Below are 12,253 nucleotides of genomic sequence, written 5' to 3' on the forward strand. Positions count from 1 at the left end.
AACTAATTGTAAATAATATTACATTGGTCCGCCTTGTTGGTCGTCACCTGTAGCATTAGAATTTACATCTTTCTTTCTCTTCGGCTGCTCAATCTTTTCACCTTGCTTAAATCTGTAAGTTAAAGATACCGCAAACTGTCTTGGTTGCCATTGCATGTAAGATTCTCTGGTAAAGTTTTCACCATAAGTTGTAGATCTCATAGCTCTGGTGTTGAAAATATCTTGTACATTGAATGACAATGTTCCATTACCGTTCCAAATCGTTTTAGAAGCTCCTAGATTCAAAGCATACATGTCTTTTCTATCCTGATAAGCAGTTTTCTGTCCACCTCTGTAGAAACCTTGTAACTGGAAACTGAATGTTTTGTCAATTTTAAATGTAGAAGTCAATCTAGCTCTTGTAGAGAAACCGCTACCGTTAAAATCTGCTGTTGCCACAATTGGGTTTCCGTCATTATCTAAAGTATTATAAAGTATACTACCTTTTGTTTTATATCCGAATAAATCAACATTACCTAAAAATTTCAACCAACTTGTCGCATCCCAGTTAAAGTTTAGATCTAAACCAAAACGGTCATCAGATCCTAAGTTGATAGGTTTTGTATGGAAAACAATTCTGTCTTCTGGCTGACCAAGGCTATTTGTAAATGTTTCTTTCTCATTATAAACCAACATTTTTGTATCATCTGTCTGATGTCTGTAGTAAATAGTTGGATTGATTGTAAATTTCTTTTTAGAGATGCTGTAACCAAATTCGTATGAATCAACATAAGAAGGATTCAAATCAATATTGCCATCAAAAATATTTTGGTTGTCATTATAGTTAGGATTTGGTATCAAAAAGAAAGATCTTGGTCTATCTATTCTTCTTGTGTAATTTAATAAGAACTGACTGTCTTTCGCTAATTCATAACTCAAATAAACACTTGGGAAAAGATTGTTGTAACTTTTTCTGCTTCTGATATCTTCATATGCAGGGTTTAGGTTTGCATAATCAATGTCTATATTTGAGTATTCATTTCTTACTCCTACCTGATAACCCAATTTCCCGATTTTACTTTTAAATTGTAAATATCCCGCATTAAACATTTCTTTATACCTGGCTTCATAAGTATATGTTCCTAAGAAATTCAATATAGGGGCATTTACAGTACTTTCTCTTACATCATTATCATAATCATTTTGATTAATATCAATTCTGTATCCTGCTTCGATTTTAGAATTTTCACCAATTGGTAGCTCATAATCTGCTTTACCGATTAATGTTTTGTTCTTCGTCGTTTGATTAATAATGTTTTGAAGCTCAAAGTTGCCATTATTTGTTTCATCAATATCGGTATCGTTATATGATCTGTTGCTTTGTAAACTCAATGATAAAGCAATGTTTTGTCCCTTATCATCAAATTTATGATCCAATCCTATATCTCCTTGAAATGCAAGGTTATTATTAACACTATTAGTTAATCTATTTCTGAAAGTATCGGGAGCGCTAAAAAGTTGGTTATTGTAAGTAACGTTACCAGAATTTTCGCTATCAAATGTTCTTACAGTTCCCGATAAGTTAAAAGAAGTTTTATCAGAAAAATCATAAACAATTCCTGCAGAAGCATTGTAGTTTTTATTTTGACTCTCACTAATATTCTCCTGGTTACTTTGAAGAGTACTTCCTATTTTGGTTACATTAGTAAAGTAATTGTCTGTTCTATTCGTGTTTTTAGATTCACGGTAACCACCGCCACCGTTTAAAAACCAGGTAAGATTACCTTTTCTCCAGCTTAAATTCGTATTCAAATTGGTTTGAGGTAAATATCCCAAAGTTCCGGTAACACTACCGTTGAAACCTGTCTTTTTTGATTTCTTTAAAATAATATTTAAAATACCCGCAGTTCCGCTTGCTTCGAATTTTGAAGAAGGGTTGGTAATTACTTCAATTCTCTCAATCTGATCGGCAGGAATACTTTGCAATGCATTGGCTCCGTCATCAATCCCAAGAAGGGCAGAAGGTTTCCCGTTAATTAAGAAACGAACGTTTGAGCTACCTCTCATAGAAACCGTTCCGTCTGTATCAACAGAAACCGATGGTACATTTGATAAAACATCCTGAAGATTTCCACCTTTACTTACAATATCCTGAGAAGGATCATAAGTTCTTTTATCCAGCTCAACTTTATAAGGCTTTGCCGTTGCTGTAATCACAACTCCCTGAATATCCTGTGTTTTTAGATTGGTACTTGTTGCTTCAGGTTCTATAGAAAGCGCACCAATACTTCCGGCTGTTGTAATTTGCTTGTTGATTACACTTTTTTTGTAATCGATTGCTTCTACTGTGATATCGTAATTACCCGGAGTAAGGTCTAGTTTATAGTTTCCTTTTTCGTCTGTAAGAGTAGCGTCACTCAACAGTTTACTTGCTTTATTGCTGAAAGTTACAGAAGCGTAAGCAACAGGTTGGTTACTTTTATCAACCACAGTTCCTGAAACTCCTACTTTATCCTGAGCAAAAGCAAAAGCTGCTGCAGATAACACAAAAGTAAGTCCTAAGGTTTTTTTTGTGAAAATACTGATTATTTCCGTCTGATTCATAAGGTATTCTTTAGATAAAATTGTAATAAAAAGGTTTTAATTTTATTAATTTATTAAAGCCTTTAAAAATACAATTTCACGATTCGTTTATTATTTTTAATAGATATGTCGCCTTTGAGAGCTAAATGTTAATTATTAATTTGTTAAAATAAAGTTAAATATGTTTATTATTTAATATTTTTCGAGTTCAGCCAATCCTGATACGCTTTTGCATTGATGACATGTTGCTCTGCACTTGCCGTAAATTTGTGAAATCCGAATCTTTCAGGATCTGCACACATGAAAATATAATCGTGTTTTTCAGGGCTTAAAACCGCATCCACAGAATTTTTATCTACCACACAGATTGGTCCCGGAGGAATTCCTGCATTAGCATAAGTATTGTAAGGCGATGGAGTAGAAAGATGTTTATAAAAAACTCTTTTAATAGATTCTTTAAAGTTGGTCTGTTTATTTATTGCATAAATTACCGTTGGATCAGATTGTAGTTTCATTCCTTTTTTATATCTATTTAAATATAAACCGGCAATGGTTTTCATTTCGTCAGGTTTTCCGCCTGATTCTTTATAAACAATAGATGCCAAAGCATAAATTTGATCTCTTGTTAAGCCAGATTCTTGTTCTTTAGCTTTTCTTTCAGAAGTCCAAAATTCGTTGTACTGATTTTCAAATTTGTTGAAAAACTCTTTTGGAGTAACCGTCCAGAAAAAATTATACGTATCGATGAAGAAATATTTTTTTAAATCTTCAGCATTTTTATATCCTTTTTCAGAAGCTATTTTATCAAGATCGCTGACAAATTTTAATGAATCTAGCTCTGTTTTTTTGCTCACTTTTCCTACCATCTGATAAATATCTCCGAAATCACCAATTCTGAATGAATTTTCAGTCTGGTTTCCGGCTTTTATCATGTTTACCAATTTTGTATTGCTGGTTCCTTTTGCAAAATGATAACGACCTGGCTTGAAATATTCGTCCATGTTTTTATCTTTTGCAACCTCAACAAATGATTCTTTATTATCAACATACGGACTGATAGAATCTAAGATCTGATTAAATTTCGCACCATGTGGTATCAAAACATATCCGTCTTTGGAAACGTTGTTTCCGTAATATTTACTGTAGAATTTTAAACCAAAAAATCCTGCTACTGCAAGAATAAGGAGTACGATAATGAGAATAGCTTTTTTCATTATGATTAAATAGATTAAAAGTTTTTATGTTTTTTCTAAAGAAGATCTACTTTTCCTTCGAAAACTTGTTTTGCAGGACCTTCAAGCCAAATCTGACGGAATGCTTCTCCATCTTTTTCAGCATAAACTTTAAGGTCACCGCCCAACGTTTTAACTTTTATGGAGGTTAGATTACCTTTTTTTAAAAAAGTTAAAGCAGAAGCTGTAACTCCTGTCCCGCAACTGTAAGTTTCATCCTCAACGCCTCGTTCATAGGTTCTTACAAAAATTTCATCATCAGAAATATTTTCAACAAAATTGACATTGATGCCTTTTTCTTTATAATTTTCAGAATTTCTGATGCTGTTTCCCTCTGCAAAAACGTTGAAATTGGCAATGTCTTCTACATATTTAATATAATGGGGTGAACCTGTATCTAAAACAGAATCTTCTCCGTCGTTGATAATTTCTGTAACATCACTCATTTTTAGTTTTACAATATTTCCGTCGATCTCGGCTTCGTGAAGTCCGTCGATGGCAGTGAAAACTGTTTTGTTATTTTTAAAAATAGAAAGAAAGTGAGCAAAAGCTACCGAACAACGAGCTCCGTTTCCACAGAAGCTTTTGGAACCATCAGAATTGTAGTAATCAACCTCAAAATCTACACCTTCTGCCGTGTTTATCTTGATCAATCCGTCTGCACCAATTCCAAAGCGACGGTCGCAAAGTTTTTGAATGTTTGTAATTGAAAGGTTATCCCATTCTCCTGAACGATTATCTATCATTACAAAGTCGTTTCCTGTTCCCTGATATTTATAAAATTTCATAGTTTTTTTGTCTAAAATCAACCTGCAAAATTAATATAATTAAAACAAAAAACGAACAGCGATTGCTGTCCGTTTCATTATTTAGAATGATTATCTTCTTGATCCGCTTCTTTGAGGATTGTTATCAGAATTATTATTGTTCTGAGGGGTTGTCTGCGTATTGTTTCTGTAATTTCCGCTACTGTTTTGTGAAGGTTGCGGCTGATTTCTTACGCCGCTGTTTCCCTGGCTTTGATTACGGAAACCTGAGTTACCTTGATTTCTCACTCCATTATTGGAATTATTTCTTGGCGGATTATTATTGTTGTTATTATTATAAGTTCTCTGATTGTTGTTGTATCGGTAAGAATTATTTCCGTTACCAACTCCATTATTAGGTCTCTGAGTTCCTGTGACGTTTCCTACAGCTCCTGAATTACGTTGTATGTAGACTTTATTTCTGTTATTTCCGTAATAATAAGGTACTCCGTTGTCATAATAATATCTCATATCGTTTCTATAATAATATCCGTCGTTACCATAATAACCACCGGAACCATAATATCCTGAAGGAGCGTAATAATATCCGTTATCATAATATGGATCTCCGTAAGCACCGTAATTGTCACTGTAAACGGCACATGAAGTTAAACTGAAACCGAGTAGAAGACCCGCTGTTATTTTTAATATATTTTTCATAATTGTACTGTATTTTTTTCTTTAAAACTTTTTTTCCAGCTGACATATCCTAAGATTGCCATTATCGTAAATACCAAATATTGAACCGAAGTTATTCCGTATCCTTTATAAATATACATCGGGATAGAAATAAGATCACCCAAAATCCAGAAAAACCAACTCTCAATGCGTCTTTTCGCCATCAACCACATTCCGACCAAAAATACAGAAGTTGTAAAAACATCCAGCCAATTTGCCCAATCGAGATGATATAAACCAAACTCTATATTTTCCAGAGAAAAATGATTATCTATGTAAGGTTTGTAGTAATAAATAATCATCACTAAAAAAATACTCAGGATGAAAAGTATTGCTGCCATCATCCATTCTTTCTTTTTTGCCCACGAAACTTCTACGTGAATTTGGTCTTCAGAATTTTTATTCCACAAAATCCATCCATAGACACTCATTACCGAATAATAAACATTAATCATACAATCTCCAAGTAAACCTGCGATAAAAAGAAGGTAAACATAGATGATGGTAGAAACAATTCCTGTAGGATAAACCCAAATGTTCTTTTTAATCGAAAAAAATACACTCATAATTCCTAGAACAGTGGCAAACCCTTCAAGAAAAATTTGCAGATTAGTGTATGTTTCGTAGGGTTTTATGAAGAGATCATAGATATTCATGGCTTCAAAAATAAGCAAAAAACATTGCATTTTAAAATACATTAAAATAGGTGAAAATCAGTTTTGTATAGTCTGGAATTAAAATAAATTGACGAAAGTTTGTCAATAAATGTTAAGGTCTCCAAATTTTTTATATTTTCGTAAATCTTTAAAACAAAGAAAACAATATGTCAAATATTTGGAAAACAAAACCATTAGGAGCCTATGAGGCCGATATGAAAAAGAGTGAGCTTAAGAGGGTTCTTGGGAAATGGAGCCTTACAGCCATTGGTATCGGTGCGATTATCGGAGGTGGAATTTTTGTACTTACAGGTACCGGAGCTTACTATCATGCGGGTCCTGCTTTAGCTTTATCATTCGTTGTTGCAGGGATTGCCTGTATATTTGCGGCACTCTGTTATGCAGAGTTTGCAGCGTTATTGCCTGTTGAAGGTTCTGCTTATGCTTATGCATACGGAACAGTAGGTGAAGTTTTTGCCTGGCTTATCGGTTGGGGATTGGTATTGGAGTACGCAATGGGTTCTATGACGGTGGCGGTTTCCTGGTCTGGATATTTTAATAAATTTTTGAAAATCATTAATGTAGAATTGCCTTATTATCTCACCAATGATTTCGCTACGGCAAAGCAATATGCAATAGCTCATAAATTAGCAGAACCAAATTTCGCATTCAATTTACCTGCATTTATCATTGTTTTGATTGTTACTGCGATTTTGGTAAAAGGTACTAAAGAAGCTGCAGGTGCAAACAATATGATTGTAATTTTAAAAACTTCTGTTGTAGTTTTTGTAATCGTTGTTGGAGCTTTGTTTATCAATATGGATAATCTTACACCATTTATTCCGGACGAAAAAATGATTCTTCAGTCTGATGGAAAAATGGGACCAGCTTATGGTTTCAACGGTATTATTGCCGGTGCAGCCGCAGTATTTTTTGCTTATATCGGTTTTGATGCAGTTTCTACTCAAGCTGCGGAAGCTAAAAACCCTAGAAAAGATATTCCTTTCGCAATTATTACTTCATTATTGGTTTGTACAGCATTATATATTTTGATGTCACTTGTATTAACTGGAATGATGAATTATAAAGATTTCGGATCTATTCCTGATGCTCTAACTGCTCCGGTTGCGATTGCTTTTGAAAAAGCGACAGGAATGGATTGGGCTGTAATTTTGATCACTGTTGCAGCTACTATCGGATTGATTTCTGTATTGTTGGTAATGATGTTAGGACAGTCTAGGATTTTCTTAGGAATGGCAAAAGATGGTCTTCTTCCGGGAATGTTCAAAGAAATTCACCCAGTGAGAAAAACTCCTTATAAAAATACGATCCTTTTAGGCTTAATTGTAGCTACTGTTGCGGCACTTACACCAATCAGTACTTTGGTACATATGTGTAGTTTTGGGACTTTATTCGCTTTTACAATGGTTTGTTTTGCAGTGTGGTTATTAAGAGTTAGAAAACCGGAATTAAAAAGAGGTTTCAAAACACCAATGCTTCCTGTAGTAGCATCTTTAGGAATTTTGATCAATATTTACTTGATCATTAATCTTGAAGCAACTGCAATTTACATGGCAATTGGCTGGTTGGCTTTAGGACTTCTAATTTACTTCCTGTATGGTAAACGAAATAGTGTACTGAACAAGGGTGGTTATGATGAATTTATCGAAAAATAAATTTTAAATATATATTTTACAATCCGCAGTTTAATCTTCTGCGGATTTTTTATTTTTGTTATTATGAAAAAGATTTTCACTTTATTATTTTCTACGATTGGTTTATTGATGTTTTCTCAAAAAATCGAAAGTTTTGAAACTATTTTAAATGATAAAATAAGCATCAGATCCATCGAATTGTACGATAATAAAGTCTGGTACAGCGGAACGGATTCTAAATTCGGTTTTGTTGATTTAAAAAATAATAAAACTCAAAAACAGATCAAGCTGTCTGAAAAGAAATTACAGTTTAGAACATTAGCACAAAACAAAGACGCTTTTTATGCGATCAATATTGAAAGCCCGGCTCATTTTTTTAGAATAGATAAAAAAGATCTTTCGGTTGTAAATATTTATACAGATACCTTGAAAACGGCATTTTATGATGCATTCATTTTTGTAAATGATGAGCATGGAGTTACGTTCAGCGATCCCGCAAAAGATTTGAATCTGAAATTATCTTTTATAATGCCAAAATTAAATTCTGTTTTAGATTTCAATACACTCACCAAAAGAGAAGGCTTTAATATCATAAAATTAAATGAAGGTGAAGCAGCTTTTGCTGCAAGTAACACCAATATTGCTCAGCAGGGAACTAATATCTGGATCGCAACTGGAGGGAAAAGCTCAAGAATTATTAAGATAGATTATACTACCTTAAAATCAAACGTCTATAAAACACCTTTCGTTCAGGGAGAATCGGCTCAGGGAATGTATTCTATTGATTTTGCCAATCAGAATTTTGGAATTGCTGTTGGTGGCGATTACACAAAACAGGAAGCCAATGTCAATAATATTGCAACCACAAATGACGGCGGAAAAACCTGGCAAATTCAGGCATCAGGAAAAAACGCAGGATATACAACCTGTGTACAAATAAAACCTAATTCAAAAGGTAAAGAAATAATCTCTGTAGGCGATCAACACATCAGTTATTCTTCAGACTTTGGAAAAACATGGAAAAAAATTTCCGATGAAAAAGGGTTTTACGTTTGCAAATGGGTAGATGGAAATACTGTAGTTTTTGCCGGGAAAGATAAAATTTCCTTAATGAAACTGAAATTTTAGACAATGAATATTGCAAAAAAATATAATTTAACTTTTTCGGTTTCCGAAATGCGGGGTTTTACAAGAAGACCATCTATTGGAGTTTCAAATATTAACGGAAATCCTTTAAACCATGAAATTGCAAGCTTTTTAGAACCAAACGGATTAAAACTTATTAATCACATAAAAGATGAGATAATTTCATTAGATTATTCTTTTGAATTTAAAGATTACAATATTTGGGGTTATCATGATGCAGAATCTATCGAAGTAAGAAATTTCCCGCCTAATCCAGCTGTTGTTATATTTAATACAGGAGGAAGAGAGGTTGTTGTTTCCATTGCTGACTTTTTATTGATTTTAGAAGAATGGAAATTTTTTGTAGAATCTGTTCCCAAACCTCATTGGTTGGATAATAGATAATTTGAATTTTTAAATTTCATCATAGAACATTTCTCTTATATAATCATAGTTAAAACTTTTCTAACATTTAATTTTGATTAAATTTTTCACATGAAAAACTTTAAAATATTTCTTTTTTTATTAATTCCTGCATTTTTTTATACTCAAAAAATAAGGGTTTTTATTTTGGCGGGTCAGTCTAATATGAATGGTTTCGGATATAATAAAGACCTTTCAAATGATCTGAAAACCATTAAAGATGTTTATATTTTCCAGGGGAATTCTGTTCCTGACGGAGAAAAGAATGGCGGAACAGGAAAATGGGATGTTTTGAAAGCCGGAAACGGAACAGGTTTTAAAACTGATGGAAAAACCAATACACTTTCAGACCGATTTGGTTTGGAAATGACTTTCGTAAAAAGAATGAAAGAACTTTTTCCGAATGATAAAATTGCGTTGATCAAATATGCGAGAGAAGGTACTTCCATAGACAGTCTTGCGACAGGAAGTTTCGGCTGTTGGGATTCAGATTATCACGGGAAAAACGGACTGAATCAATATGACTATTTTCTGAAAACCGTAAAAAATGCTTTAAACGAAAAAGATATTGACGGAAACGGAAAAACAGACGAATTACAAATGTCCGGAATTCTTTGGATGCAAGGTGAAGGAGATGCAAGCTACAACGAAGAAATTGCCAATAATTATTACGCTCATCTGAAAACTTTGATGAATCAGATGCGGGCTGCTTTACGCACTGATGATCTACCGGTTGTGATTGGAAAAATTTCAGATTCCGGGAAAAATGAAAAAGGAAAAGTCTGGCCGATGGGAGAGTTGGTACAGTATGCTCAGGAGAAATTTGTTCGCGATGATAAAAACGCTGCAATTGTTCGTTCTACCCAAAAATACAATTATGGAAACGACCCATGGCATTATGACAGTGCGGGTTATATCGATTTGGGAAAGAATTTTGCGGAAGAGGTATTTAGACTCATTATAAATTTCGAAAAGAAAGACTAATATAATTCATGGTCTCTAATTCAGAAGTATTGGTTAATTTTGCAGAATGAAATTCAACAATTTCATCAGTTTAGAAAAAATATAAAGTATCAAATGAATTCGTTAATCGATAAATATAATATTCCTGGTCCGCGCTATACATCTTATCCCACTGTTCCGTATTGGGACGAATCTACTTTTTCTCCGGAAAAATGGAAATCAAGTGTGATAAAATCTTTCAATGAAAGCAATTCGGCAGAGGGAATTTCAATATACATTCATCTTCCTTTCTGTGAAGCATTGTGTACTTTTTGCGCTTGTCATAAACGTATTACAAAGCAACACAGTGTAGAAGTTCCTTATCTTGAAAGTGTTTTAAAAGAATGGATGCTTTATCTTCAATTATTTAATGAAAAGCCAAAGTTAAAAGAATTGCATTTAGGAGGCGGAACACCCACGTTTTTTTCTCCACAAAATCTAAAAACCTTATTGCAGGGAATTTTTGATACGGTTGAAATTGCAAAACATCCTGAATTTTCTTTTGAAGGTCACCCCAATAATACAACAAGAGAGCATCTTCAGACTTTATTTGATTTAGGATTCAGAAGAGCCAGTTTTGGGGTGCAGGATTATGATTTGAAAGTTCAAAAAGCCATTAACAGAATTCAGCCTTTCGAAAATGTAAAAAATGTTACAGAATGGGCTAGAGAAATTGGGTATACAAGTATTTCTCACGATTTAGTGTATGGTTTACCACATTCTAATTGGGAAAGTATGGCTCTTACCATTCATAAAACTTTAGAGCTAAAACCGGATCGTCTTGCTTATTATTCTTACGCTCATGTTCCATGGATAAAAGGAGTGGGGCAAAGAGGTTTTGATGAAAACGATTTGCCAAGCGGTGAAGAGAAACGCAGATTATATGAAGATGGCAAAAAATTATTGGAAGAATTAGGATATAGAGAAGTCGGGATGGATCATTTTTCTCTTGAAGAAGATGAACTGTATAAATCTATGATTTCAGGAGATATTCATCGTAATTTTATGGGATATTCTTCAAGCAAAACTCAACTGATGATTGGTTTGGGGATGAGTTCTATCTCAGATTCTTGGTATGCTTTTGCTCAAAATGTAAAAACAGTTGAAGAATATCAAAAAATAGTTGAAGAGGGTGAAATTCCTGTAGTGAAAGGGCATGTTCTGAATGAAGAAGATCTCTCGATCAGAAGACATATTCTAAATTTAATGTGCCAATTGGAAACTACTTTTGAAAATAAAGATGCCATTCCAGAGCTTGAGAATGCTTTTGATATGCTTCAGGAAATGGAACGTGATGAATTGGTTGAAATTAACCACAATCAAATAAAAATAACGGAAAAAGGAAGAGCTTTCACAAGAAATGTAGCGATGGTTTTTGATCTCAGAATGTTGAGAAACAAACCCGAAACCAGAATTTTTTCAATGACTATATAACAAAAAGCGATTCATTTCTGAATCGCTTTTTTATGCATTTATGTTTGATAAGGTTAATAACAGACAAGAATAGATTTTCAATTTGCCATTTTACAAAAAGAATTTATATTTTCGCAAAATTTATTTTATTGAAAATTTCTTTTACTCTATAAACGTTATACATTACATCTTGGTCTTCAAAAAAATTAATACCTCTTCCTTGAATCAAGGGTTCTGGTTTTCCAATTATTATATATCCACTCCCGTATAAGTCTTCTCTATAACTAATCTCTAAGTTTTCCAATTTGAATGATTTATCAATGAGCTTACCTGTTTTGTCCGTAAAAATTATTCTTTGATTTGAAATATAAAATCGACTTGTCTTTGTTTTATACCATCTTATAAATATTCTTCCAAGAGTCATGAAAATTGCAAATAAAATCATCATTGGATAGATTAAATAATATATTACATCTTTTCTTGATTCAATTGATTGGGATAATATAAATGTAACAACAAACGAAAAACCAATAAAAAATGGAATGGTTAACATATCTTCCAATCTAAATGGAATTCTATTAGAATGCTCTATCTCTTCTATAATTTTTTCATTTTCTCTTAATTTCATCTTTTCAAATTTTTCAATAATATTACAAAAAATGATACAGTATCGGTTAAAATTGTTGGAAAACCTATTTTCA

At 33.1% G+C, this 12,253-nt stretch carries 11 protein-coding genes; 5 read left to right on the plus strand and 6 right to left on the minus strand.

All coding sequences use genetic code 11. The features are described from left to right. Window positions 1-18: 18 nt before the first annotated feature. From BUR17_RS01195 to pnuC, 5 genes are all read right to left on the minus strand, one after another. Complete coding sequence (locus BUR17_RS01195) at window positions 19-2,583, minus strand: TonB-dependent receptor domain-containing protein (protein WP_074228183.1); 2,565 nt, start codon at window positions 2,581-2,583, stop codon at window positions 19-21. Window positions 2,584-2,750: 167 nt separating this feature from the next. Continuing rightward, entirely contained in the window at window positions 2,751-3,776 is a 1,026-nt protein-coding gene (mltG, locus tag BUR17_RS01200; RefSeq protein ID WP_074228184.1) for an endolytic transglycosylase MltG, read from the minus strand. A 35-nt stretch (window positions 3,777-3,811) separates the two neighbouring features. After that, window positions 3,812-4,582 (minus strand): diaminopimelate epimerase, encoded by a 771-nt coding sequence (gene dapF, locus BUR17_RS01205; protein WP_074228185.1) that lies wholly within the window; start codon window positions 4,580-4,582, stop codon window positions 3,812-3,814. A 90-nt stretch (window positions 4,583-4,672) separates the two neighbouring features. Continuing rightward, on the minus strand, window positions 4,673-5,260 hold the full coding sequence (locus tag BUR17_RS01210) for a hypothetical protein (protein ID WP_074228186.1): 588 nt from the start codon (window positions 5,258-5,260) through the stop codon (window positions 4,673-4,675). After that, window positions 5,257-5,934 (minus strand): nicotinamide riboside transporter PnuC, encoded by a 678-nt coding sequence (pnuC, locus tag BUR17_RS01215; RefSeq protein WP_074230180.1) that lies wholly within the window; start codon window positions 5,932-5,934, stop codon window positions 5,257-5,259. Before pnuC ends, BUR17_RS01210 begins: the two co-directional genes overlap by 4 nt. A gap of 167 nt (window positions 5,935-6,101) precedes the next feature. Between pnuC and BUR17_RS01220 the strand changes: the two genes are divergently transcribed. The 5 genes from BUR17_RS01220 (at window position 6,102) to hemN (ending at window position 11,573) form a co-directional block, all read left to right on the plus strand. Further along, a complete protein-coding gene (locus tag BUR17_RS01220) occupies window positions 6,102-7,610 on the plus strand; it encodes an APC family permease (protein WP_074228187.1) in 1,509 nt (502 codons plus the stop codon). 63 nt (window positions 7,611-7,673) lie between these two features. Then, window positions 7,674-8,717, plus strand: a complete 1,044-nt coding sequence (locus tag BUR17_RS01225; RefSeq protein ID WP_074228188.1) for a WD40/YVTN/BNR-like repeat-containing protein — start codon at window positions 7,674-7,676, stop codon at window positions 8,715-8,717. A 3-nt stretch (window positions 8,718-8,720) separates the two neighbouring features. Next, the gene (locus BUR17_RS01230) at window positions 8,721-9,119 is read left to right on the plus strand and encodes a hypothetical protein (RefSeq protein WP_074228189.1); all 399 of its coding nucleotides are present in this window, start codon (window positions 8,721-8,723) and stop codon (window positions 9,117-9,119) included. Between the two features lie 90 nt (window positions 9,120-9,209). Beyond that, window positions 9,210-10,121: a sialate O-acetylesterase gene (locus BUR17_RS01235; RefSeq protein ID WP_074228190.1), complete on the plus strand. Its 912-nt coding sequence runs from the start codon at window positions 9,210-9,212 to the stop codon at window positions 10,119-10,121. A 93-nt stretch (window positions 10,122-10,214) separates the two neighbouring features. After that, window positions 10,215-11,573, plus strand: a complete 1,359-nt coding sequence (hemN, locus tag BUR17_RS01240) for an oxygen-independent coproporphyrinogen III oxidase (RefSeq protein WP_074228191.1) — start codon at window positions 10,215-10,217, stop codon at window positions 11,571-11,573. Window positions 11,574-11,676: 103 nt separating this feature from the next. Here hemN and BUR17_RS01245 read toward each other — a convergent pair whose 3' ends face one another. Then, window positions 11,677-12,180 carry a hypothetical protein gene (locus tag BUR17_RS01245; RefSeq protein ID WP_074228192.1) on the minus strand — a complete coding sequence of 168 codons (504 nt, stop codon included), beginning with the start codon at window positions 12,178-12,180 and terminating at the stop codon, window positions 11,677-11,679. Between the last annotated feature and the right edge of the window lie 73 nt (window positions 12,181-12,253).

The organism is Chryseobacterium scophthalmum (assembly GCF_900143185.1).
Taxonomy (GTDB): Bacteria; Bacteroidota; Bacteroidia; order Flavobacteriales; family Weeksellaceae; genus Chryseobacterium; species Chryseobacterium scophthalmum.